The organism is Rhodococcus sp. 14-2483-1-1 (assembly GCF_002259335.1).
GTDB lineage: Bacteria > Actinomycetota > Actinomycetes > Mycobacteriales > Mycobacteriaceae > Rhodococcoides.
Genome location: NZ_NPFX01000021.1, coordinates 483,210 through 507,618, shown reverse-complemented (window position 1 = coordinate 507,618; position 24,409 = coordinate 483,210). Strand labels below are relative to the sequence as shown.

The following is a 24,409-nucleotide window of genomic DNA, read 5'->3' as shown; positions in this document are numbered from 1 at the left end:
GGCCTAATTCTTCTTGATCGCCGGTCCGAAGACGCCGTCGGGAATGACGCCCTGACCGACGATCGACTCACGCCACGGCGTCGCGAGCGAGACCAGCCGAGCGGCACCGTCCTCGCCGAGGGCGGCCCACGGCGCAACAGCGAGGTCGTTGGTGATGTCCTCGACCAACGTGCGGAGATCTTTGCCGTCCTGAGTCAGGGCACCATCGGACGAGAGCAGTTCTCGGTCGGCCAAAGATGCGACCGCGCCATCCCACTGCTCGGTCGACCATCCGCGACGCTTACGCGCGAACTCCTTCTCGAAGCCGTAGCCGGTGGCGGTGTGGGTGATCAGCGCTTCGAGCCCGCTCAGGCCCGCCGTCTGCAGCGCCGCAATGTGACCGTCGCCGCGGTATTCGCGGATCAGGGTCAGGGCATGCCACAGCACCAGATGCGGCGCAGTGGGCCAGTCGAGCTCGGAGTATGCGGCGTACAGGGGTCGACCGTCGTCGCCGGGGATTCCACGGGCTGCGATCGATGCCAGGTCGGCCGCCTCGGCCATGTCCGCGGACGTCAGAACCTCGGGGCCGAGCAGTCGGCCGAAGGCAGCGTCGAGAGTCTCGTACCGGATGGCCATGATCTCGTCGGGTGACGCGATGTCCCAGGCGGCCGGGATGAGCGGTGCCACCAGTTCACGGTTGAAGTTGTAGAACGTGGCGGTGACGACACCTGCGCCGACCCGTCCCAAAGGCGCTGCCCGACCCGCGAAATAGCAGGCCCGCGGCGGCAATCCCGCCGCGACCAGAGCATCCTGTGTCTCCGGAAGGAAATAGGTCATCGAGTGAATCAGTTCGAGCGCGCGAGAGGTGCGGCCGGCGGTGGTTGCGTCCATCGCTGAACCGTATCCGAACCATTTCGGCTCATTCCGCAGGCTCCACTCGCGTCTCCAGCCTGCCCTATTTGAGCCCGGCCGCATCCATCCCGCGCAGTTCCTTCTTCAGATCCTGAATTTCGTCTCGTAAGCGTCCCGCGAGCTCGAACTTCAACTCCCGGGCAGCGTTCATCATCTGGTCGGTCATGTTCTTGATCAGATCGGCCAGTTCTGCGCGCGGCATCGACGAGACGTCCTGCCCTTCGTATACCCCGGAGCTGACCGACCGTCCTGCTTCGCCCTGCGCGCGTCGCCCGCGGCTGGCGTTGCGACCGGACCCGCCGATCTCGACGACGTTGTCGGTGTCCTCGGCTTCCTGATAGACCTGATCGAGAATGTCAGCAATCTTCTTGCGCAGCGGCTGCGGATCGACACCCCGCTCCTTGTTGTACGCGATCTGCTTCTCGCGCCGACGTTCTGTTTCCTCGATCGCATAGGTCATCGAGTCCGTCATCTTGTCGGCGTACATGTGCACTTCGCCGGACACATTTCGGGCGGCACGACCGATGGTCTGGATGAGGCTCGTGCCGCTTCGGAGGAAGCCTTCCTTGTCGGCATCGAGAATCGCGACGAGCGACACTTCCGGTAGGTCGAGGCCCTCGCGCAGCAGGTTGATGCCGACCAATACGTCGTACTCGCCGAGTCGAAGTTGTCGAAGTAGCTCGACTCGCCGCAGCGTGTCGATGTCGGAGTGCAGGTAACGCACGCGAATGCCCAGTTCGAGAAGGTAGTCGGTGAGATCCTCCGACATCTTCTTGGTCAGAGTGGTCACCAACACGCGCTCGTCCTTCTCCGCGCGCTCCCGGATCTGGTGCACCAGATCGTCGATCTGCCCCTTGGTCGGCTTGATGACCACCTGGGGATCGACAAGTCCGGTGGGCCTGATGACCTGCTCGACGAATTCGCCCCCGGTCTGACCCAGCTCGTACTTTCCCGGGGTGGCAGAGAGGTAGACCGTCTGACCGATCCGCTTCGTGAACTCTTCCCACGTCAACGGGCGGTTGTCGGTCGCCGACGGGAGGCGGAACCCGAAATCGACCAGGTTTCGCTTGCGCGACATGTCACCCTCGTACATCGCACCGATCTGCGGCACGGTCACGTGCGACTCGTCGATCACGAGCAAGAAGTCCTCGGGGAAGTAGTCGATCAACGTTGCCGGTGCGGTGCCGGCCCCTCGTCCGTCGATGTGTCGCGAGTAGTTCTCGATTCCCGAGCAGAACCCGACCTGTTTGATCATCTCCAGGTCGTATTGCGTCCGCATCCGCAACCGTTGCGCCTCGAGCAGCTTCCCCTTGCCCTCCAGCTCCGCCAGACGGGCTTCGAGTTCGGCTTCGATGTCCTTGACGGCTCGTTCCATGCGCTCGGGCCCGGCAACGTAGTGAGTGGCCGGGAAGATGCGTACCGAATCGACCTGTCGGACGATGTCCCCGGTCAGCGGATGCAGGTAGTAGAGCGCTTCGATCTCGTCGCCGAAGAACTCGATGCGGATCGCCAGTTCCTCGTAGGACGGAATGATCTCGACGGTATCGCCGCGCACCCGGAACGATCCACGGGTGAAAGCCATGTCGTTGCGGGTGTACTGCACGTCCACCAGCAGCCTGAGCAGTGCATCACGCTGAACTTCGACATTGACCTCCAGCTCGATCGACCGGTCGACGTACGACTGAGGCGTGCCGAGGCCGTAGATGCACGACACCGAGGCCACCACGACCACATCACGCCGCGAGAGCAGAGATGCCGTGGCCGAGTGCCGTAGCCGCTCGACGTCGTCGTTGATGGACGAGTCCTTCTCGATATAGGTGTCGGTCTGCGCGATGTACGCCTCGGGCTGGTAGTAGTCGTAGTACGACACGAAGTACTCGACTGCATTGTTGGGCAACATGTCTCGCAGCTCGTTCGCCAACTGCGCAGCCAGAGTCTTGTTCGGTGCCATCACCAGGGTGGGGCGCTGCAGCTTCTCGATGAGCCAGGCCGTGGTGGCCGATTTACCGGTACCCGTGGCACCGAGAAGCACGACGTCCTTCTCGTCCGCCTTGATCCGCCGTTCGAGCTCGGCGATGGCGGTCGGCTGATCACCGGCCGGCACGTGTTCGCTGACGACCTCGAACGCCGGTCCGGTGCGCTCGATCGCGCCCACCGGACGGTGTTCGGAGTGCGCGACAACGGGATGTTCGGATGCAAACGCCATTACACAAGCGTAGACGCGACCACCGACAAGTTCCGTCGGGCAGACCCAGGACGTCGGTTCCCGGTAGCTTCTACAGGCATGGTCGCTCACACGTCAGCCGGTGCGCACGCCGTCGTTCATGCCCCCAAGCACGAGACGTTCGACCTCGTCGCCAAGACAAACGTGGATCCCAAGGGGTTCGTCCGTGTCGTCGACGAATACCGCGTCGAGCCGTGGGGGTTGTACATGGCCCGACCCTCGGACCATGCCCACTTCGACTACCTCGAGTCCTGGCTACTGCCCGCTCTCGGGCTCCGCGCCTCGGTGTTCCATTACCTGCCGGCTCACGCGAGGGATCAGGACTACTACGTCGACATCGGCGAGTACACCGCCGGCTCCACCCGATGGACATCCGTCGACCACTATCTCGACCTCAGTGTCCGTACCGGCCGCGATTACGACCTGTTGGACGTCGACGAGTTGTTCGACGCTCGGGTGGCGCAACACCTCGACACCCCGACGGCCGAGCTCGCGCTGGCCAGATCGATCACCGCCATCGAAGGACTGACGCGGCACGACTACGACCTGAACGCGTGGCTCGCATCCGTCGGGATGCCGACCGAGTGGAACGGTAAGCCGACCTGATGCGCGCAGCTCTGCGTCAGGCAGTCCAGTTCGTCTGCTCAGCCCACTGCCACGCCCGACGGTAGGCCACGTCGAACCACGGTGCCTTGGCGTTCTCGTACGCTTCGATCGCCGCACGGTAATCCTTGATCCCTGCGGCCACCTCGGAGGCACGTCGCTTGATCCCCGAGTACTCGGTCGCAACAGACGAGTCTTCGCGCAGCCAGTCGCGGAACAACAGGGCGAAAGTCTGGTTCGGCCAACCGTCGACCCGAATGTGCACGTTGGCCGGACGTCCGGGGTCCGCGTTGCCGTGAAAGCGTTTGCCCCACACCGCAGGATCTGCCTCACCGCCCATTCCGTATGCAGGCTTGGGGTCGTCGAAGTTACTGGTCTCGACTCCGGGGAACCCGGCAAGACGTAACCGATCACCGACCGCATCCGCGTCGTCGAGAGAACGCACCGTGATCTGAATGTCGATGACGTCCTTGGCGTCCAGGCCGGGCACTGCGGTGGACCCCACGTGGTCGATCCGGACGGCTTCGTCCGCACAGGCGAGAGCCAGGCGGCCGATGATCCGGCGGGCCTGCAACTCCCATGCCGGGTCTGCCGTCACCTGTTCCGGATGCGTGCGGGCGACGATGCCCTCTCTGATGTTGCGCTCGAAGGGAATCAGGCGCTCGTTCCACAGGAGTCGAACCTGCTCGTCGACGCTGCCCGGCGCACCGGTGTTGTCGATCCAGACGTCTGCTGCGGCTCGGCGTGCGTCATCGGTTGCCTGCGCGGCGATGCGTGCGCGGGCGTCGGCCTCGGGCATGTTTCGTTGCCCGGTGAGTCGGCGTACGCGCTCTTCGGCATCGACCCAGACGACCACGACCAGGTGGAAGAACGGACCCATCGAGCCTTCGACGAGGAGCGGAATATCTTGCACCACAATGGCATCCGAGGACGCACCGTCGATGATCTCGGCAGTACGCTGACCGACCAACGGGTGGACGATGCCGTTGAGCTTCTTCCGGGATTCCTCGTTCCCGAATGCCACGGCCGCCAACGCCGGACGGTCCAACGAACCGTCCGGTAAGAGAATGTCGGCCCCGAACGTATCCGTCAGTTGTTGCAGGCCAAGCGTTCCCGGTTCCACGACTTCACGGGCGAGCACATCGGAGTCGACGAGAACTCCACCCAGCTCGGTCAGCACCTTGGCAACGGTCGATTTTCCGGCACCTATTCCACCGGTCAGTCCCAGTCTCAGCATGCACCCAGTCTGACACTCGAACACGCCGAAGCACACCAGCCCCAAATACACCGGTTTCGGAGGTCTGTCGGTTATCTTCGACGAGCGCGACCTCGATGTGCCGACCCACAGCTATTGAAAAGGACACCCATGCGAAGCAATCAGATCCAACCGGGTCGGCACCGCCTTGGCATGGATGCAGGCGTACATTGCGTTCTCATTCCGGAAGTTGCCTCGGCGTTGGCCGACCACCGGCGTAACTGGTTCACCAACCTCCTGACCCCCGCCCGCCACAGCTTTGCCAGCATGCGCAAGCGTACGGAGAGCGTCGGTCAGTGGAGTCCAGCCACCGCCGCGTAGTTCGCACTTCCCCCTCACACATGGGCCCGGTTCATCGGAACCGGGTCCATTGTCGTCTCGCAAGCAGAACATGTCCGCCCGACTGCTTTCGAACGAGAAAGCCCCGGCTCTCATGAAGAGAACCGGGGCTGCGGTCACACCCTCACGGGTGGACAACTTCTATCAGGCGTTGCCGGACAGCTTCTCGCGAAGTGCAGCAAGCTGCGCATCGCTGGCCAGCGATCCACCGGTCGAGGCCGGAGCCGATGCTGCGGGAGCATCGCCTTCTGCATCGGCGGGGGCCTGACCCGACTCGGAGGAGTAGTTGGTGTTGGCGGCTTCGGCAGCTTCGTCCTTGGCCGTCTTCTCCATCTGAGCGGTGTGCATCTTGTGGCGACGCTCGGCCTCGGCGTAGCGACCTTCCCACTCTTCACGCTGCTTCTCGTAACCTTCGAGCCATTCGTTGGTCTCGGAGTCGAAGCCCTCGGGGAAGATGTAGTTGCCACCCTCGTCGTACGAGTCGGCCATGCCGTACTTGGACGGATCGAACTCTTCTGCGTAGTCCTCGTTGGCCTGCTTGAGGCTCAACGAAATCCGGCGACGCTCGAGATCGATGTCGATGACCTTGACGAGCGCGTCGTCGCCGACACCCACGACCTGGTCCGGAACCTCCACGTGGCGCTCGGCCAGCTCGGAGATGTGCACGAGGCCCTCGATGCCCTCTTCGACGCGAACGAACGCACCGAAGGGAACCAGCTTGGTGACCTTTCCGGGCACGATCTGGCCGATCGCGTGGGTCCGAGCGAACTGGCGCCACGGATCTTCCTGAGTTGCCTTGAGCGACAGCGACACACGCTCGCGGTCCAGGTCGACGTCGAGAACCTCGACGGTGACCTCGGTGCCGACCTCGACAACCTCGGACGGGTGATCGATGTGCTTCCAGGACAGCTCGGAGACGTGCACGAGGCCGTCGACGCCACCCAGGTCCACGAAGGCACCGAAGTTGACGATGGAGGACACGACGCCCTTGCGGACCTGGCCCTTCTGGAGCTGATGCAGGAACTCGCTGCGGACCTCGGACTGGGTCTGCTCGAGCCATGCGCGGCGCGACAGGACCACGTTGTTGCGGTTCTTGTCGAGCTCGATGATCTTGGCCTCGATCTCCTTGCCGACGTACGGCTGGAGGTCGCGGACGCGACGCATCTCGACGAGCGAGGCAGGCAGGAAGCCGCGGAGACCGATGTCCAGGATGAGTCCACCCTTGACGACCTCGATGACGGTGCCCTTGACGGCCTCGTCCTTCTCCTTGAGCTCCTCGATCGTGCCCCAAGCGCGCTCGTACTGAGCTCGCTTCTTGGACAGGATCAGGCGGCCTTCCTTGTCCTCCTTGGTGAGGACGAGTGCTTCGATCTCATCTCCCACGGAGACGACCTCGTTGGGGTCGACGTCGTGCTTGATGGAGAGCTCGCGAGAAGGGATGACGCCTTCGGTCTTGTAACCGATGTCGAGTAGAACCTCGTCGCGATCGACCTTGACGATGGTGCCTTCGACGATGTCACCATCGTTGAAGTACTTGATCGTCGCGTCGATGGCTGCGAGAAAATCCTCTGCGGAGCCGATATCGTTTACGGCCACCTGCGGTGAGGTTGTGGTTGAGGGCATGTGTTGAGTTGCTCCGGACGGGTTGGGTATCGGTTGATGGATGTTCGGTCGGACTTGTAGAACATGTGCAGCACGAGTGTCGACGGCGATATTCCTGCCGACTCCGCGAACGCCGAGGACGGGCGGACCCGACCTGAGCGCAGCATGAACACACTCGCGGTGATCAGGGTACGCGATGCCGCAGTACCAGCACAAACCCGGTTAGAGTCGGCGTGTGAGCGATCTTCCTGAGCCATCGTCCACTCCCGGCCGCGGCCGTGTCGATTCGGCCGCGAGCGACCGCGCCAGCAGACTCTGGTGGGACTCCGACGCCGACAACTACCACCGTACGCACGGCGCGTTTCTCGGTGTGTCGACCGACACCGGCGAATTCGTCTGGTGCCCCGAGGGACTACACGAGGGCGATGTGCACTTGTTGGGCGACGTGGCAGACAAGGACGTCCTCGAAGTGGGATGCGGCAGTGCACCGTGCGCTCGCTGGCTCGGCGCTCAGGGTGCTCGCGCGATCGGTCTCGACATCTCGATGGGCATGTTGCAACGAGGCGTCGACGCCATGGCCGCGGGGGGTTCGACGGTTCCGCTGGTCCAGGCCAGTGCCGAATCGTTGCCGTTCGGCGACGAACGATTCGACATCGTCTGCTCGGCCTTCGGCGCAGTTCCGTTCGTCGCGGACTCCGCCAACGTCATGAAGGAGGTCGCGCGAGTGCTCCGACCGGGCGGCATCTGGGTGTTCGCCGTCAATCACCCGATGCGCTGGGTGTTCCCCGACGATCCGGGGGTCGGCGGCCTGACCGCGACGATTCCGTACTTCGATCGAACCCCCTACGTCGAATACGACGCCGACGGGACCCCGAACTACGTGGAGCATCACCGCACGATCGGTGACCGAGTACGCGAACTGGTCGCCGCCGGCCTCGAGGTGCGAGACATCGTCGAGCCGGACTGGCCGGAGTGGCTGGACCGAGAGTGGGGGCAGTGGAGCCCGCTGCGTGGGCAACTCTTTCCCGGCACCGCGATCTTCAGCAGTCGAAAGCCGCGCTGAGTCCGCCGTCGATCAGCGGCGGTGCAGCCGTGCCTCGACGGTCTCGGTGAATGCGCCAGTCGACGCCTGCCCACCGAGGTCTGCTGTCGCCACGCCGGATTCGACGGTGTCGTCGACCGAGTGTCGGATCCGCCCGGCAGCTGCGGCGAGCCGGTCGTTCCCGTGCCGATCGGCGAGCCACTCGAGCAGCATCGCGGCCGACAGGAACAGCGCAGTCGGGTTGGCGCGATTCTTGCCGGCGATGTCCGGGGCGGAACCGTGTGACGCCTGCGCCATGGCCTGTGATTGCGAGGAATTGATCGACGGGGCGGTACCGAGCGAGCCGGACAACTCTCCCGTCAGATCCGACAGGATGTCGCCGAACATGTTCTCGGCCACGATGACGTCGTAGTCCTCACCGCGTCGAACCAGGTGTGCGGCCAGCGCGTCGACGTGTTCCTCGGTGACCTCGACGTGCGGGAACTGCTCGCCCACGGCGCGGCACGCATCGCGGAACAATCCCGTCGTCATCGACAGCACGTTGGTCTTGTGGACGATGGTGAGCTTGCGGCGGCGTCTGTCTGCGAGCAGGAATGCCTCGCGCGCAATGCGTTCGCATGCCCTGCGGGTGAACACCCCGACCGCGAGTGCCACGTCGGGAGTCGGCATGAATTCGCCGCTGCCGACGAACATGTTGCGATCGGCATAGAACCCCTCGGTGTTCTCCCGCACCACTACCAAGTCCATGTTCGGCGACATCGCTCGCACGCCGGCAAGGGCTTTGGCAGGCCTGATGTTGGCGAACAGGTCGAAATCCTTCCGTATCCGTCCGCCTGGGGTCAGCTGTGGACGGAACGGCTCCGGATACGAGGCACTGTCGTGTGGCCCCAGAATCCAACTCTCTAGCTCGCCCAGTTCCTGCAACGTGCTCTCGGGTATCGGCGTGCCGTACTCGTCGATGGCACCGCGACCGAGCGGGAGGTGCACCCACTCGACCGCCGATCCCCCCACTGCCGCGATCGCCGCGTCGACCACTCGGATCGTGGCGGGCACGATCTCGTGACCGATCCCGTCGCCGGTCATCGCCCCGATCCGTAGCGTCGTTGCATTCCGGCCGTCCGTCTGCGACATCATGGCCTCCATGGTGCAGTCCGCAGAACTTCTACTCGACTCCGGCCTCGATGCTGCGGTTCGCCGCGAGTGGGCGGCGCTGTCGGATGCCGGCCTCCCGAGCCAGAATCGGCACCGAGGTGAATCGAACCGACCACACATCACTGTCGCGGTGGCAGCGTCGATGCCCGTCGCGGTGGACGACGGCGCAGCCGTTCGTTTCGATCCGTTCGATGTGCGCCTCGGCGGGCTCGTCGTGTTCGGCGGTCGGGCGATAACCCTGGCACGCCTGGTCGTTCCGACCAGTGAGTTGCTCGATCTGCACGCCAGGATGCACGCGGCCGTGGGCGAAGACTCGCTCGATCACCTCGACCCCGGCCGATGGACACCGCACGTGACACTGGCCCGGCGATTGACGTCCGAGGAGGCGGGAACCGCCGTACGACTGTTGTCGACGAGCATCGAGGACCTGGTGGGCTCTGCCGTGGCCCTGCGTCGCTGGGACGGCGAGGCCAAACGCGAGTGGCGAATCGGCTGACCGCAACGTCAGAAGGTGAAGTCGCCGAACTGTGTCACCTCCGCGTGGGTGTCGGGAGCGAAGCCTGCGACCACGAGAGCATCGATGGCCAGGAACGACAGCACAACTACCAATACAATTGTCATGCACCTAGCGTCCTACCTGCGGAGAGTCTCCACGAGTGGCAGTAACGCCACATATCCTCGAATTTCTGCCATACTCGTCGCATGCTGAAACGAGTGGTCGTTGCGCTGATGCCGTTGACCGAACAGTTCGAGCTCGGCGTCGCATGCGAGGTGTTCGGGTTCGACCGCTCGGACGAGGGCCTCCCCACCTACGACTTCTCCCTGATCGCGGGTGTCCCCCAACCGATCCGCACCCGCGTCGGCTACACCATCGACGTGCCACACGATCTCGACAGTCTCGACAGCGCCGACCTGATCATCATTCCGGCCGGCGGCACCGAGGCGGCGGACGACGGCAGCTATGTGTGCGGCATCGGATACAACTCGTCCATCGAGCCCTTGCTGGCCAAACTCCGTGCGGCGGTGGACCGGGGTGCCATGGTCGCAAGCCTGTGCAACGGTGCGTTCGTGCTGGGCCAGGCAGGGCTGCTCGACAATCGGCCGTGCACGACGCATTGGCGTCATTCGGCCTCGCTGGCCGCGAAATACCCGCTGGCTCAGGTGGATCCGAACGTCCTCTACGTGGACGCAGGCAACGTCCTCACCAGCGCAGGGACGGCCGCCGGAATCGACCTGTGCCTGCACATCGTGCGCAAGTACCAGGGCAGCGTCGTGGCCAACGGGATCGCCCGCAGAATGGTCGTCCCGCCGCATCGCGACGGTGGCCAGGCTCAGTTCGTCACCAGTCCCCTGCCCGCCACGCACACCGAGACATTGGCACCGCTGCTGGACTGGATGACCGAGAATCTCGACTCCGAGCTGACGATCGGGCGACTGGCAGCACGGGTGAACATGTCGGCACGCACCTTTGCTCGTAGGTTCGCGGCCGAAACCGGAACGACGCCCGCGCGGTGGCTCAACGATCAACGCGTGCTGGCGGCTCAGCAATTGTTGGAGAACTCCGATCTGCCGATGGATTCGATCGCCGAGGTGGTCGGCTTCGGAAACGCCGCCGCTCTGAGGCAGCACTTCGTGAGATTGCGATGCACCACCCCGAACTCGTACCGCCGGACGTTCCGCGCCGCACCCCAGCCCGCCTGACACGCCGCGCTCCGACGCGGCCGGGAAGATTCAGGCGAGTACCTGCGTTGAGACACACCAGAAGCGCAATCAATCGAAAGGGACCGCGTGGCCACTCAGACTTTGACTCAGCAGAATTTCGACGAGATCGTCACCAGCAACGACGTGGTGTTGGTCGATTTCTGGGCATCCTGGTGCGGCCCCTGCCGCCAGTTCGCCCCGACATTCGAGAAGTCGTCGGATGCTCACCCCGACGTCGTGCACGCCAAGGTCGACACCGAGGCCGAGCAGGGTCTGGCTGCGCAGATCCAGTCGATTCCGACGATCATGGCGTTCCGCGAGGGAATTCTCGTCTACGCACAGCCCGGTGCATTGCCTGCACCGGCGCTCGAAGACCTCGTCGGACAGATCAAGGCACTCGACATGGACGTCGTACGCCAGCAGATCGCCGAGCAGGCTCCCGCAGCGGAGTAGTTCTGCACTCAGCACGACGCGAGGGGCCGCTCACCGAGTTCGGTGAGCGGCCCTTCGTTGTGCCACGGGTCGGATCAGTGAGCCGGCCCGATTCAGTGAGCTGCGGCATCCCAGCTTCGGCCGGTACCGACCGACACTTCGAGCGGCACCGAGAGTTCGATCGCCGACGACATCTTGTTGCGCACGAGCGCTTCGACTTCCTCGCGCTCGGAGTCGACGACCTCGAGCACCAGTTCGTCGTGTACCTGCAGCAGCATGCGCGACTTCAGAGTCGACTCGGCGAGTGAGCGGTGCACATCGATCATCGCGACCTTGATGATGTCGGCGGCGGTGCCCTGGATCGGAGCATTGAGTGCAGCGCGCTCGGCTACCTCTCGACGCTGGCGGTTGTCGCTGTTGAGATCCGGTAGGTACCGGCGCCTGCCGTACAGGGTCGAGGTGTACCCCACCTTGCGCGCTTCCTCGACGGCATTGCGCAGGTAGTCGCGGACACCACCGAACCGCGCGAAGTACGCCTCCATCTGCTGCTTCGCCTCCTCGGTGGAGATCTTGAGCTGCGCGGCGAGGCCGAATGCGCTGAGCCCGTAGGCCAATCCGTAGGACATCGCCTTGACCCGACGACGCAGTTCGGGGGTGACCTCCTCGATCGGCACCCCGAACGCGCGGGAACCGACGAAGCTGTGGAGGTCCTCACCCGTGTTGAACGCCTCGATCAGACCCTCGTCGCCGGACACGTGCGCCATGATGCGCATCTCGATCTGGCTGTAGTCGGCGGTGAGCAGGGTGTCGTAACCCGCCCCGACGACGAAGCCGTCCCGGATGTGGCGTCCTGCCTCGTTGCGCACCGGGATGTTCTGCAGGTTGGGTTCGGTGGACGACAGCCGCCCGGTGGCCGCAACGGTCTGGTTGAACGTGGTGTGAATGCGTCCGTCGTCGGCAACGGACTTGAGCAGGCCGTCGACCGTCACCTTCATGCGTGTCGCGTCTCGGTGATCGAGCAGGAATTTCAGGAAGGGATGCTCGGTCTTCTCGAACAACCCCTGCAGCGCATCGGCGTCGGTGGTGTAGCCGGTCTTGGTCTTCTTGGTCTTGGGCATGTCGAGTTCCTCGAACAGCACCACCTGCAACTGCTTCGGTGATCCGAGGTTGATCTGCTTGTCGATCACGCCGTACGCGGAGTTCGCGGCCTCGTCGACCTGCGCGGCGAAACCGGACTGCAGCGAACGCAGGTGGTCGCTGTCGACGGCGATGCCTGTCGCTTCGACATCGGCCAAGACCGTCAGCAACGGCAGCTCCATCTCGGAGAGCAAGGTGGTCGATTCGATGGCAGCGAGCTCGGCGTCCAGGGCCTCGGCCAGGTCGATGACGGCCCGCGCTTTGAGGATCTCACCCTCGGCGAATGCCGCGTCAGCGGTATCCTCGGCATCGAGCAACGACATCTGGCCTTCACCCGCATCCTCGACACGGAGCTCTCGCTTGAGGTAGCGCAACGACAGGTCGTCGAGGTTGAACGAACGCTGACCGGGCCGAACGAGATACGCGGCCAGGGCGGTGTCGGTGGTCAAACCCCCGAGGGTCCAGCCACGCCCCCGCACCGCGTGCAACGCCCACTTGGCCTCGTGCAGCGCCTTGGGTTGCGCCGGATCGGCGAGCCAGGCTGCGAGCGCACGCTCGTCGGATTCGTCGAGGGCTGTTGTCGTCACGAACGCGCCTTCCCCGTCGGCCGCGGCGATGGCCAAGGAAGTCGCGTCACTGTCGAAGGGCCTGCGCGGACCGAGAATGGACAGGCCGCTGCGGCGGCCGTCGGACGCGTGTTCTTCCAACCACTCGGCCAACTCACCCGGGGCGACGATCCCACCGCGGACGTCGAAGCCTTCCTCGGCTTCGGGCTCGACCGACGCGAGCGTCTCGAACAGTCGGTCCCGAAGAATGCGGAACTCCAGATCGTCGAACAGCGCGTGGATCTTCTCGCGGTCCCACGGGGCAAGTTCGAGCTGATCGGGGGTGTACGGCAACGGCACATCGCGCACCATTTCGGTGAGCTCACGATTGAGCACCACACTCGCCAGGTTGGCGCGCAGTGCGTCTCCCACCTTGCCCTTCACCTTGTCCACGTTGTCGACAAGGGCAGTGAGCGAACCGTATTCGATGATCCACTTGGTTGCCGTCTTCTCGCCCACACCGGGAATGCCGGGCAGGTTGTCACTCGGATCTCCGCGCAGGGCAGCAAAATCCGGATACTGCGACGGCGTCAACCCGTACTTGCCGGCGACCTCCTCGGGGGTGAACCGGGTCAGGTCCGAAACCCCCTTGCGCGGGTACAACACCGTTACGTTGTCGGTCACCAACTGCAATGCATCGCGGTCGCCCGTGACCACGAGAACGCGGTAGCCGAGCGCCTCCGCCTGCGTCACCAGGGTGGCGATGATGTCGTCCGCCTCGAATCCGGCCTCTGCCATCACCGGGATGCCCATGGCCCCGAGAACATCCTTGGTGATGTCGACCTGGCCGGCGAACTCGTCGGGGGTCTTGCTCCGGTTGGCCTTGTACTCGGGGAACCGCTCGGCACGGAAGGTCTGCCGCGAGACGTCGAAGGCCGCGGCGATGTGCGTCGGCTTCTCGTCTCGCAGCAGATTGATCAGCATCGAGGTGAATCCGTACACGGCATTGGTGGACTGACCGCTGGTGGTCTTGAAGTTGTCCGCAGGCAGCGCGAAGAACGCGCGAAACGCCATGGAGTGGCCGTCGATGAGGAGCAGAGTGGGTCGCTCCCCGCCTGCTTTCGCATCGGTCTCGGCCGCGGGCGCTGCGCTTTTCTCGGTTACTGGGCTCACGGTTGACCAGTCTAGGTAGCGGGTCCGACAACTCGTAGCCGGATGCTCGCTGGGCGCCGCGCTCGCCCTCACGACGCGCGTCGTGCACCGCGAAACACAACCGATACTTTCCGGAAATCTCAGTCGCCGATTTTGCGTCGTTTCAACGGATAGAGTCCGACAATTGCAGTAAATCCCCAACCCGTGACTCAACGACAACCGTCCGGAGGACGTGCGTGGCTCCAAATGTTCGATGGACCAGAAAGGTGCAACCGCCGAGGTTGCGCGCAAGATCTGCCGTTCGGCTACTTCAGCGAACACTTCTACTCGCCGTTCTGAGTTCGATCGCCGCGCTGCTGTTCAGTGCGCCGGCGTTGGCCCAGGAACCTACGCCCACTCCCCCGGCTGCGCCGGGGACGAGTGCCGAGCAGGCACCGCCCGCAGACGCCGTCAGCGTCGCGGGATCTCTCAACAACGCCGGCGAGCGACTCGTCGGCGTCGATGTCGCAGCGCTCGACGCGAGCGGCACCGAAGTCGCTCGAACCACCAGTGAAACCGGCGGCCGCTGGACTCTCGAATTGTCCCCCGGGACATACACATTCCAGGTGGTCCAGGAAACGCTTCCCGACGGGGTGAGCGTCCAGGCAGAAGTCCAGCGTGACGTTCAGGCCGGGCGTTCCAACACCGTCATCTTCTCCTTCGGTGAAGCCAGAACTGCCACCAGCATTCCGTTCTACGAGAAGTTCGTTCGCACCACAGTCGACGGTTTCCGTTTCGGCCTGGTCATCGCACTGGCGGCGGTAGGGCTGAGCCTGATCTTCGGCACCACCGGCCTGACCAACTTCGCGCACGGCGAACTCGTCACGCTCGGAGCCGTCGCGGCGTGGTTCTTCAACGTGAGCCTCGGAATACAGCTGATTCCGGCCACGGTGCTGGCAATCATCGTCGGAGTCGCGATCGGATGGCTCAACAATGCCTTGATCTGGCGACCACTGCGCAAGCGTCGAACCGGCCTGATCGCACAGCTCGTGGTGACGATCGGACTTGCGATCGCATTGCGCTACCTCATCCTGATCTTCTTCTCGGATCGCTCCGAGCCCTTCGACGACTACCAGGCCCAGACCGAGAACGACTGGGGCCCGCTGTCGATCACCAACGTCAATCTGGCGTGCATCATCATCAGCGTCGTCGTCCTGGTCGGCGTTGCACTGATGTTGCAGCGCACCAAGATCGGTAAGGCCATGCGAGCGGTGGCCGACAACCGTGATCTCGCCGCGTCCTCGGGCATCAATGTCGAGCGTGTCGTCACGTTCGTCTGGTGCCTCGGTGGCGGCCTGGCCGCACTCGGCGGCGTGCTGTTCGGACTTTCCGAACTCGGCGGACGCGTCCAGTGGGAGATGGGCTTCAAGCTCCTGCTGCTGATGTTCGCCGGAATCACGCTCGGCGGACTGGGAACGGCCTACGGCGCATTCCTCGGTTGCGTCATCGTGGGTCTGCTCGTCCAGTGGTCGACGTTGGTCATCAATCCCGATCTCAAATACATCGGAGGGTTGCTCGTCTTGATTCTCATCCTCGTCGTCCGACCACAGGGCATCCTCGGCTCGCGACAAAGGATCGGGTGACCACCACATGGATATCATCGGCGCACTTCAGATCTCACTCGCTCAGCTGGTCGGACCGTCGGCCATCTTCTACGCTCTGCTCGCCATCGGCCTGAACCTGCACTTCGGCTACGCCGGGCTGCTCAACTTCGGGCAGATCGGCTTCGCGTTGCTCGGCGGCTACGGCGTCGGCATCACCACGATCACCTACGAGCAGCCACTGTGGCTCGGTATTCTGGTCGGTCTCGCCGCGGCAGGCTTGCTCGCTCTTGTTCTCGGTATTCCGACTCTGCGCCTGCGAGCCGACTATCTCGCGATCGTCACCATCGCAGCCTCGGAGATCCTGCGGTTGGTGTTCCGTTCGACCGCAACGGATTCGGTGACCAAGTCGACCAACGGCATCACCGGCTTCGCCGGCCCGTTCACCAGCATGAGTCCGTTCGAGGGAGGCAAGTCGTACAGCTTCCTCGGCGTGCGCTTCCTGGGCAACGACCTGTGGGCCATGCTCGTCGGCTGGACACTCGTGCTGCTCCTCTGCGGAGTGATCTACCTGCTGACCCACAGCCCGTGGGGACGTGTACTCAAGGCCGTCCGTGAAGACGAGGACGCCGCCCGCTCACTGGGCAAGAACGTCTTCGTCTACAAGATGCAGGCGTTGGTTCTCGGCGGTGTCATCGGCGGTATGGGCGGTGTGTTCAACGCACTGCAGACTCAGTCCATCAACCCCGATTTCTACTCGACGGCGCAGACGTTCTTCGCCTTCGGCGCACTGATTCTCGGTGGGGCGGCAACAGTGTTCGGCCCCGTACTGGGCGCGATGCTCTTCTGGTTCCTGCTGTCCATTCCCGATGCGATCCTGCGGCAATTGATCTCCGGCGACGACCCGGTGCTCAACCTCACCGGCGCCCAGGTCGGTGCCACGCGATTCGTGCTCCTGGGAATCCTGATCGCCGTGTTGATGGTGTTCAGACCTCAGGGCATTCTCGGCAACAAGCGAGAGGTTCAACTCAATGCCTGACCTAAGCAAGGATGCTGCTGCAACGGCTGCACCGAGCAAGAAAGCCAGCACACTCGAATCACGCGCTGCCCAGGCGTTGTCGAGCGATCAACGCGCGTCACTGTTCGCCGGTGTGCCCAACGAACCCGGCGCACCGAAACCCGACGCCACCATGGTGGTCGACGGCGTGTCGCGCACCTTCGGCGGCCTCAAAGCCGTCGACGTGGCGCACCTCGAAATCCAGCGCGGCTGCATCACCGGTCTCATCGGTCCGAACGGTGCAGGCAAGACCACGCTGTTCAACCTGCTCACCGGATTCGATCGCCCCGACACCGGGACCTGGTCGATGGATGGCCAGGAGCTGGGCCGGATGCACCCGCACCAGGTGGCCCGCAAGGGTGTGGTGCGGACGTTCCAGTTGACCAAAGCATTGTCGAAACTGACTGTGCTGGACAATGTTCGGTTGGGCGCAACAGGTCAGCGCGGCGAGCGCATGATCAATACGTTCATGCCGTGGACGTGGAAGGCCCAGGAACGTCAGATCACCGAACGCGCCTACGAACTGCTGGGGCGCTTCAAGCTCGACGCCAAGGCCGACGATCTGGCCGGCTCACTGTCGGGCGGTCAGCGCAAACTGCTGGAGATGGCACGTGCGCTGATGACCGATCCGTCGGTGGTCATGCTCGACGAGCCGATGGCCGGGGTCAATCCTGCTCTGACGCAATCACTTCTGGGGCACATCAAGTCGCTGCGCGACGACGGTATGACCGTGGTGTTCGTCGAACACGACATGGACGTCATCCGCGACATCAGTGACTGGGTGGTGGTGATGGCTCAGGGCAGCATCATCGCCGAGTCCACGCCGGAGGAACTCTCCAACAACGGTGCTGTCGTCGACGCCTACCTCGGCAGCCACCACGATCAGGCTCTCGAGTTCGACGCCGACGGCAATCCGGTCGGGGCAACCGCCGAACTGGCGGAGGCGCTGAAACAGGCCGAGAAGGAAGAACTCGAAGCGGGAGGCGATCTTTCGGAACCGGAGTTCGTCAGCCCAGTGACGCCCGACGTCGCCCAGGGCGGCTCGCACCGGGCCAAGGAGGACAACTGATGAGCGAACAGACATTGACGCCGGCCGAATTCGCCGCCACACCCGAGGAGCACGCTCGCCTGGCCGAAGGCGCACTGTTGCGCGCCGATGGATTGGTCGCCGGTTACATCCCCGGCGTCAACATCCTCAGCGAATGTAACTTCTTCCTCAACGACGGCGAGATCGTCGGCATCATCGGGCCCAACGGTGCCGGTAAGTCGACATTGCTCAAAACACTCTTCGGGCTCGTTGCCGTCCGCGAGGGCAGCGTGAAGCTTCGCGGTGACAACATCACCTCTGCCGAGGCGCACGTGCTGGTCACGAAGGGCGTCGGATACGTTCCGCAGACCCAGAACGTGTTTCCGTCGCTGACCATCGAGGAGAACCTCGAAATGGGAATCTATCTGCGTCCCAAGAAGTTCGGCGAGCGCTTCGAGTTCGTCAGCGAGTTGTTCCCCCTGCTCGGAGAGCGCAAGAAGGTCAAGGCAGGCGCACTGTCCGGTGGCGAACGACAGATGGTCGCCATGGGACGCGCACTGATGATGGAGCCCTCGGTACTGCTGCTCGACGAACCGTCGGCCGGACTGTCGCCGATGTTCCAGGACGAGGTGTTCATCCGCTGCAAGAAGATCAACGCGGCGGGGGTCTCGATCATCATGGTCGAGCAGAACGCCCGTCGCTGCCTTCAGATCTGCGACCGCGGCTACGTTCTCGATCAGGGCCGCAACGCGTACACCGATACCGGTCCTGCGTTGATGAACGACCCGAAGGTGATCGAGCTGTACCTCGGCACACTGGCCGGAAGCAAGGAGAAGAAGACGTAGATCTTCTTCGTCGACGACGAAGCTCCGGTTCGACTCGATGTCGAACCGGGGCTTCGTCTGTGCACCCGCATCGACCGGTACACACAACACTGGGCCCGAGTCCTGATCGAGGACTCGGGCCCAGTGCCTGTGTGTCGGTTACAGATCACTCACCGACGACGATGTATCCGTCCGTCGTCAGCTTGTTGTCCGGCCCGAAGACCAGGTTGCCGTAGGAACCGGTGGCGGGCTCACCTGCATCACTGAAGTTCAGCGCGCCCGTGATTCCGTCGTAGTCGATATCCGTTCCGGCCTTGACGAGCGGAAGGCACTCGGCGTAGCTGGTGCACTTGGTGCCGTCCTTGGTGATGCTGTTGATGTTGGCAGCGATATCGGTGCCTGCCGTCGACTTCGCCTGCTCGGCCGCGAGTGCCGAGATGACCACTGCGTCGTAGGACTCACCGGCGTAGTTGAAGTCCACCAGCGCCGGGTCGACTCCCTTGAGGCGGTCCTGGAAGGCCGTTCCGACATCGGTCAACGGGGTGGTTCCGCGCATGGTGTCCAGCAGACCTGCTGCCACAGACTCACCGAGCGCATTACCCATGTTGCCGTCGACGCCGAACACTGCCGTGCCGTCGGACGGTCCGATGCCGATCTCGTGCATACGGGTGATGATCTTCGCGGACTCCTCGAAGCCGATGATGGCAACGGCATCCGGGTTGAAGTTCTTCACGCCGTCGACCTCGGCGTTGAACGACTGTGCGTTCGGGTCGTAGATGGTGGTCTGAATCTGGTCTGCCGCGATGCCTGCCTCTTCGAGGTTGTCCGCGGTGTTCTTGGCCAGACCCGTGCCGTAGGGATCGTTGAGCGCGAGGATGGATACGCGCTGCGCGCCGTCCTCGGCGATCAGCTGCGAGAGTGCCTGTGCCTGCAGCACGTCGGTGGGAGCGGTACGGAAGTACTGTCCCTTGTCCGGGTAGCAGACGAACTGGTCCGAGGTGTTGGCGGGCGAGAACTCCACGACGCCTGCGCTGGCGATCTTGTCGATGACCTTGAGGGAGACCGAGGACGATGCTGCACCGACGATGACGTTCGCGCCGCCGGCGAGCAGGCGGTCGACCGTGGTGTTGGCGGTGTCCGTCGTCGTATCGCCGGAGTCACCGGGGATGAGGGTGACGGGCTGATCGAGGACGCCACCGGCACCGTTGACGTCGTTGACGGCCAACTGAACACCGGCAACCTCGGGCGGGCCGAGGAAGGCCAGGGTTCCGGTCTCGGGGAGAAGGGTTCCCACCACCAGAGGCGACGTGTCGGGGGTTGCCCCGGCAGTGGCCTGCTCGGGCGTGCAGTCGGTGGAGACGGTCGTTTCCGCGGCTGCAGTGCCGCCGCTGGCACTGGTGGTATCGGTCGAGCCGGAGTCGTCGCTCGACGAACAGCCGAACAGTGCGAGCGAGGTGACGCTCAGCACCGCAGCCGTGCGGACATAGGTCCGAATTGCCATCTAGGTTCTCCTTGAAATTGCTCGTCGTTGAAGCGCACCTGAGTTACATGTGGCTCACGTGTGGATCAGACGCTAATGCTCGGAGTCGATTCGCAAGGCCTAGAACGACGCTCGTGACCTGACTGTGACCTAGAGAGACGAAGTTTTACGTGGCCGTAGCTTTCGCGAGCCGATCAGCCCTCTGCCGCAGGCTTGTTCGCAGGAGTACCGAGTGTCTCGATCACAACCTCGGCGACAGCCTTCATCGTCGTTCTGCGATCCATCGCTGCGCGTTGAATCCACTTGAACGCCTGCGGTTCTGTGAGCGATTGCGACTCCATCAGAATGCCCTTGGCCTTCTCGATCAACTTCCGCGTTTCCAGTCGATCCTGCAGATCGGCTATCTCGGATTCGAGTGCAGAGATCTCGCTGAAACGACTGGCTGCCAACTCCACCGCGGGCATCAGATCTGCTTTGGTGAACGGCTTGACCAGATAGGCCATCGCTCCGGCGTCGCGCGCCTTCTCGACCAGCTCACGCTGACTGAACGCGGTGAGAATGACGACGGGGGCGATGCGCTTCTCGGCGATCTCCGACGCCGCATCTATCCCGTCTCGACGCGGCATCTTGACGTCCATGATGACCAGATCGGGACGCAGTTCGACGGCCAAGTCCACCGCCTGCTGACCGTCCGCGGCCTCCCCGACCACGTCGTAGCCCTCTTCGCGGAGCATCTCCACGAGGTCCAATCGAATCAGGGATTCGTCCTCTGCCACCACCACACGAAGCGGGGGCTTGCCAGTACCGTGCGCACCAGGAGCGTTCATCTGTATCGGTCTCCTTTGACAGTCATCGCCCATCGGGGCCGTCGAGCATCTGAAGGGTACCGGTGCGCGCCCCCGAAAGCGCATCTTCTAAACTCGTCAATCGTTGCTTGAAAGACGCCAGCCCTCGTATCCCAATTGGCAGAGGAAACGGATTCAAAACCCGTCCAGTGTGAGTTCGAGTCTCACCGAGGGCACCACAGCACTGCAGGTATCGGCCATCTGGCCGGTATGCCTGCGCCATCATGCGCAACCCACCCCGGTTCTACCCCGGTGGGTCAGAGCCATGATGACTTCGAGATGCAGCTCATCAGCGCCTTCCGTGGGGTAGCTTTCGCTCAGTTCGGGAATTGGACGCGTCTGTCGCGTAACCCAACTGGGCAGGAGCCCTTGTATTGAAGACACTCGCCATGGCGATTCTCACCAGCGCCGTTCTACTTGTCGCAAGTTGCTCGGCACCTACGCAGCCCGCTGACACACCCGCTACAGGCGTAAGTGCCACTAGCTCACCGACCCTTGGACTCAGCCAGGATCAGCAGTTCCAGCAAATGCTTGCCCGCCTGGGATTCGATGCAAGTCCCAACGTCGCGCCCTACGTCCAGACCGCGCGTTCGGTGTGCGACGCCTTGCCCTCCGCGCTGCTCGCCGACCAGCTCAAAGTTCCCGCGATGACAAGCATGATCTATGCCCAAGGTGTGAATCGGCATGGGTTCGACAACCACCCTGCAGCCGCGAACTTCGTCAGAGCTGCCGTTACTATCTACTGCTCGGCGCTGACCTACCTGTTGCCAACCGCCGCAGGGCAAGCGTCACCGCTTCCGGCTGATTCCCAGTTCACCTACGCAATGCACCTGATGGCGGTGCCGGTCACCACCGACCGAGATCAGGACTGGCTTCGCAGCCATGCGCGTACCTACTGCGACTTCTTCAGGAATCACGGCGACGTTCCGCCGCAACAGTGGTTTGACCAGTTGGTGCAATTCGTTTCCGACGACGCGCCAGCATCCCCCATCGCGGCAATCCGAGCTCTTGAAGATATAACAACCGCTGACACCTTCATGCGCGCGGCCGTCGTGTTCTTTTGTCCTGACCTAATAGCGCTCGTCCCCACACCCTAAGATCGCTCACAAATCGGCCGGCATACGTACTACGTGTATGGGTGTCGGTCTGTACGATCCCCTCATGAACATCGAGAGCGTTGTCAATTCCGACCAAGCGGCCAGTCAGTGACGACTGTGGATAGCACAACGGATGCCGACGGCTTACAGGATGCAACAATCACATTTGTAGACGACCCATCGCACCATCAACCCAAGAAGACTTGCTTCATCGTCTGCCCCATCGGGGACAACAACAGCGAGATAAGAAAACGCAGCAATCAAGTTAAGACACATATTATCGACGTGGCACTCGAACCGCTTGGCTACGAGACCATACGGGCCGACGTAATCGACAAGTCTGGCAACATTACAACACAGATAGTCAACCAGTTAATTGAAGCCGATCTTGTAATCGCCGACCTTACTGGCCATAACCCAAACGTGTTTTACGAACTAGCAATTCGGCACGCATTCGCCAAGCCTTTTATACACTTGATGCAAGATGGCGAATAAATCCCGTTTGATGTCGCGCAATACCGCACTGTCTTTTTGGACTACAAAGACCTCGATAGTGCAGCATCGGCCCGCTCACAAATAGCTGAGATGACCAAAGATATCGAAGCCGAACAGGCCGCTGGGCGCACAGTCGAGACCCCGGTGGTTCACGCGGTGAACCGACAAACGCTAGGCTCATCGAGCAACCCCGAACAACAAGAGATCGCCCAGATCGGTCAAATGGTAGAAAGAATCGAACTTCGCCTCCGTAACGAAAGCCGCAAAGACCACGTAGCGAATCGCTCCTACTCCCGAAACCGGGAACTTATCCATGCGTTGCTGGCAGCAATTGAGGGCAATGTGAACGATGGCCGCCCCTTCGCCTACGACTATTTTGTCAGCGTAAAGAATAACATTCCCGAATCCGAATCAGCCGCACATGAATTGGTTGATCGAATTTTACGAGTCCTACCCCCGTTCTAATCTACTGAACCGTCGGCCAAAAAGCTGCACCAAGTGCGACCGTTGAAAGCGTTCATCGACTGAGACCGGGACGGACGGTTCGGGTAGTCGATTGCCCGCGCCACCGTCCTCGGCTGGGATCCAGTAGCGGTACAGGTCGAGGGTCAGGGATGCAAGCACGCACGCACGATTACTGTCCGTGCATTTCATAACCCAGCCATTGTCAGTTCCAGTCTCGCCAACGGCACCACAGCAGAGCGTTCGACTCGTCCGGTTACGCCAACACCTGCGTACCGGCAACACAGGTCCGCACCGGATCCGCGGGCGCGATACTTGCTGACGAGTATTCCCGGAGACACCTAATCTCTACACGAGGAGCCCAGTCCGCTGAGTTGCGTGAAGAAATCGGCACGCTAGCAAGCCAGTACGACGGCAGGTCCAAAACCCGTCCAATGTCGGTTCGAGTCACACTGAGGGCACAGCGAGCATTGAAGCGCGACCCATCGTCATCACGCGTTCGAGTGGTCGGTCAAGGCCGCCCACGATCGCGCCTACAGTGGAGTCATGTACATACCCAGCAGTCTTCGATGCCATGACACCAGCGCGGGCAAATTGTGCGCGCAGAAGGTCGACCACCGTTTCGGAGATTCCGCGGACCAGTCCGCTCAGTGGGTGTACTACACCTGCAGCGCGGACTCCGCTCACGAGACCGGTTACGTCGACCGCCTGGTCACCGCCTGAATCATGTTCGTAGAGCGCGCCTACGTCGATGCCGACGACGTCGGATCGGATTGGCCCTTCACCGTGCCTGCAGTCGCCGACCTCGCTCGCGACGGACTCGAATTCCTGGCGCCGGTCACAATTCTGGTCGGCGACAACGGTTCCGGTAAATCGACCCTTGTCGAGGCGATCGCCGAGGGTTTCGGAATCGATGCCCGCGGCGGGCGGGCGGCGCAGCAGTCGCGTCGACTCGACGAGGTGACCAGCGCCCTCGGCGAGGTGCTCGAGCTGGAAACCACACCGCGGGGTTCTCGAATGCTTCGTGGCCCACGACTGCAGAAACGCGGCTTCTTCCTCCGCGCCGAAACCGCATTCGACATGGCCGAAAACCTCGGTGGTATGCCGGGTTTCTGGGAAGAGAACACAGCCGAGATGAGTCACGGCGAAGGCTTCCTCGCCATGTTCGGTGCGATGTTGGCCGAACCCGGCTTCTATGTCCTGGACGAGCCCGAGTCGGCTCTGTCGTTCACCGCAAGCCTGCAGCTCGTCGCGCTGATGTCCGAACTGGGCGACGAGGGGGCACAGATCGTCTGTGCCACGCACTCTCCGATCCTGGCCTCGACACCGGGCGCGGACATCGTGGAAGTGGGCGAACACGGTCTTCGCCGAAGCACCTGGGACGAACTCGAATTGGTGCAGCACTGGCGTCGATACCTCGACGATCCGAACAGCTACCTCCGCCATCTGCTCGGCTGACCTGCAGCC

General features: G+C 62.9%; 23 protein-coding genes and 1 tRNA gene. 16 read left to right on the top strand and 8 right to left on the bottom strand.

Going from position 1 to position 24,409, the window contains the following annotated elements; all coding sequences use genetic code 11:
- Positions 1-3: 3 nt before the first annotated feature.
- A complete protein-coding gene (locus tag CH294_RS20915; RefSeq protein WP_032404013.1) occupies positions 4-870 on the bottom strand; it encodes a hypothetical protein in 867 nt (288 codons plus the stop codon).
- A gap of 64 nt (positions 871-934) precedes the next feature.
- Positions 935-3,097, bottom strand: coding sequence for an excinuclease ABC subunit UvrB (gene uvrB / locus CH294_RS20910; protein ID WP_057476196.1), 2,163 nt, complete (start codon positions 3,095-3,097; stop codon positions 935-937).
- A gap of 78 nt (positions 3,098-3,175) precedes the next feature.
- On the opposite strand from uvrB, the gene CH294_RS20905 reads away from it, so the two are divergent.
- Entirely contained in the window at positions 3,176-3,721 is a 546-nt protein-coding gene (locus CH294_RS20905) for a DUF402 domain-containing protein (protein WP_037150755.1), read from the top strand.
- A 16-nt stretch (positions 3,722-3,737) separates the two neighbouring features.
- Here the strand turns inward: CH294_RS20905 and coaE are convergent, their stop codons facing one another.
- Positions 3,738-4,955, bottom strand: a complete 1,218-nt coding sequence (gene coaE / locus CH294_RS20900) for a dephospho-CoA kinase (protein ID WP_094704752.1) — start codon at positions 4,953-4,955, stop codon at positions 3,738-3,740.
- A gap of 129 nt (positions 4,956-5,084) precedes the next feature.
- On the opposite strand from coaE, the gene CH294_RS20895 reads away from it, so the two are divergent.
- A complete protein-coding gene (locus CH294_RS20895; protein WP_032378969.1) occupies positions 5,085-5,294 on the top strand; it encodes a hypothetical protein in 210 nt (69 codons plus the stop codon).
- Between the two features lie 162 nt (positions 5,295-5,456).
- On the opposite strand, the gene rpsA is transcribed toward CH294_RS20895, so the two are convergent.
- Positions 5,457-6,935, bottom strand: coding sequence for a 30S ribosomal protein S1 (gene rpsA / locus CH294_RS20890; protein ID WP_027497255.1), 1,479 nt, complete (start codon positions 6,933-6,935; stop codon positions 5,457-5,459).
- Positions 6,936-7,149: 214 nt separating this feature from the next.
- Here rpsA and CH294_RS20885 point away from each other — a divergent pair, with 214 nt between their 5' ends.
- Positions 7,150-7,977, top strand: coding sequence for a class I SAM-dependent methyltransferase (locus tag CH294_RS20885; RefSeq protein ID WP_037150760.1), 828 nt, complete (start codon positions 7,150-7,152; stop codon positions 7,975-7,977).
- Between the two features lie 12 nt (positions 7,978-7,989).
- Here CH294_RS20885 and CH294_RS20880 read toward each other — a convergent pair whose 3' ends face one another.
- Positions 7,990-9,087 carry an isocitrate/isopropylmalate family dehydrogenase gene (locus CH294_RS20880; RefSeq protein ID WP_094738999.1) on the bottom strand — a complete coding sequence of 366 codons (1,098 nt, stop codon included), beginning with the start codon at positions 9,085-9,087 and terminating at the stop codon, positions 7,990-7,992.
- Positions 9,088-9,097: 10 nt separating this feature from the next.
- Here CH294_RS20880 and CH294_RS20875 point away from each other — a divergent pair, with 10 nt between their 5' ends.
- From CH294_RS20875 to CH294_RS20865, 3 genes are all read left to right on the top strand, one after another.
- The gene (locus CH294_RS20875; protein ID WP_032404008.1) at positions 9,098-9,604 is read left to right on the top strand and encodes a 2'-5' RNA ligase family protein; all 507 of its coding nucleotides are present in this window, start codon (positions 9,098-9,100) and stop codon (positions 9,602-9,604) included.
- A 206-nt stretch (positions 9,605-9,810) separates the two neighbouring features.
- The gene (locus tag CH294_RS20870) at positions 9,811-10,809 is read left to right on the top strand and encodes a helix-turn-helix domain-containing protein (protein ID WP_032378971.1); all 999 of its coding nucleotides are present in this window, start codon (positions 9,811-9,813) and stop codon (positions 10,807-10,809) included.
- An 87-nt stretch (positions 10,810-10,896) separates the two neighbouring features.
- Positions 10,897-11,262, top strand: a complete 366-nt coding sequence (locus CH294_RS20865) for a thioredoxin domain-containing protein (RefSeq protein ID WP_094738950.1) — start codon at positions 10,897-10,899, stop codon at positions 11,260-11,262.
- A gap of 92 nt (positions 11,263-11,354) precedes the next feature.
- Here the strand turns inward: CH294_RS20865 and polA are convergent, their stop codons facing one another.
- Positions 11,355-14,096 carry a DNA polymerase I gene (gene polA / locus CH294_RS20860; RefSeq protein WP_094738949.1) on the bottom strand — a complete coding sequence of 914 codons (2,742 nt, stop codon included), beginning with the start codon at positions 14,094-14,096 and terminating at the stop codon, positions 11,355-11,357.
- Between the two features lie 260 nt (positions 14,097-14,356).
- On the opposite strand from polA, the gene CH294_RS20855 reads away from it, so the two are divergent.
- From CH294_RS20855 to CH294_RS20840, 4 genes are read left to right on the top strand one after another with little or no spacing between them, the layout of a single operon-like run.
- Positions 14,357-15,697 carry a branched-chain amino acid ABC transporter permease gene (locus CH294_RS20855; protein ID WP_052058413.1) on the top strand — a complete coding sequence of 447 codons (1,341 nt, stop codon included), beginning with the start codon at positions 14,357-14,359 and terminating at the stop codon, positions 15,695-15,697.
- Positions 15,698-15,704: 7 nt separating this feature from the next.
- The gene (locus CH294_RS20850) at positions 15,705-16,694 is read left to right on the top strand and encodes a branched-chain amino acid ABC transporter permease (RefSeq protein WP_032404006.1); all 990 of its coding nucleotides are present in this window, start codon (positions 15,705-15,707) and stop codon (positions 16,692-16,694) included.
- Positions 16,687-17,781: an ABC transporter ATP-binding protein gene (locus CH294_RS20845; RefSeq protein ID WP_230592539.1), complete on the top strand. Its 1,095-nt coding sequence runs from the start codon at positions 16,687-16,689 to the stop codon at positions 17,779-17,781. The genes CH294_RS20850 and CH294_RS20845 overlap by 8 nt, the downstream gene beginning before the upstream one ends.
- A complete protein-coding gene (locus tag CH294_RS20840) occupies positions 17,781-18,584 on the top strand; it encodes an ABC transporter ATP-binding protein (RefSeq protein ID WP_032378975.1) in 804 nt (267 codons plus the stop codon). The genes CH294_RS20845 and CH294_RS20840 overlap by 1 nt, the downstream gene beginning before the upstream one ends.
- A gap of 145 nt (positions 18,585-18,729) precedes the next feature.
- Here CH294_RS20840 and CH294_RS20835 read toward each other — a convergent pair whose 3' ends face one another.
- Together CH294_RS20835 and CH294_RS20830 are read right to left on the bottom strand one after the other, a co-directional pair.
- A complete protein-coding gene (locus tag CH294_RS20835) occupies positions 18,730-20,064 on the bottom strand; it encodes an ABC transporter substrate-binding protein (RefSeq protein WP_032378976.1) in 1,335 nt (444 codons plus the stop codon).
- Between the two features lie 173 nt (positions 20,065-20,237).
- Positions 20,238-20,870: an ANTAR domain-containing response regulator gene (locus tag CH294_RS20830; protein ID WP_032378977.1), complete on the bottom strand. Its 633-nt coding sequence runs from the start codon at positions 20,868-20,870 to the stop codon at positions 20,238-20,240.
- Positions 20,871-20,990: 120 nt separating this feature from the next.
- On the opposite strand from CH294_RS20830, the gene CH294_RS20825 reads away from it, so the two are divergent.
- The 6 genes from CH294_RS20825 (at position 20,991) to CH294_RS20810 (ending at position 24,400) form a co-directional block, all read left to right on the top strand.
- Positions 20,991-21,067 (top strand) — tRNA-Leu (locus CH294_RS20825).
- A gap of 210 nt (positions 21,068-21,277) precedes the next feature.
- Complete coding sequence (locus CH294_RS20820) at positions 21,278-21,985, top strand: DUF732 domain-containing protein (RefSeq protein ID WP_094738948.1); 708 nt, start codon at positions 21,278-21,280, stop codon at positions 21,983-21,985.
- A 108-nt stretch (positions 21,986-22,093) separates the two neighbouring features.
- The gene (locus CH294_RS20815) at positions 22,094-22,480 is read left to right on the top strand and encodes a hypothetical protein (RefSeq protein ID WP_094738947.1); all 387 of its coding nucleotides are present in this window, start codon (positions 22,094-22,096) and stop codon (positions 22,478-22,480) included.
- Between the two features lie 90 nt (positions 22,481-22,570).
- Entirely contained in the window at positions 22,571-22,945 is a 375-nt protein-coding gene (locus CH294_RS27290; protein WP_141216531.1) for a hypothetical protein, read from the top strand.
- A gap of 543 nt (positions 22,946-23,488) precedes the next feature.
- Complete coding sequence (locus tag CH294_RS27560) at positions 23,489-23,665, top strand: hypothetical protein (RefSeq protein ID WP_165430221.1); 177 nt, start codon at positions 23,489-23,491, stop codon at positions 23,663-23,665.
- A gap of 3 nt (positions 23,666-23,668) precedes the next feature.
- Positions 23,669-24,400 (top strand): AAA family ATPase, encoded by a 732-nt coding sequence (locus tag CH294_RS20810; protein WP_032404005.1) that lies wholly within the window; start codon positions 23,669-23,671, stop codon positions 24,398-24,400.
- The last annotated feature ends 9 nt before the right edge of the window (positions 24,401-24,409 follow it).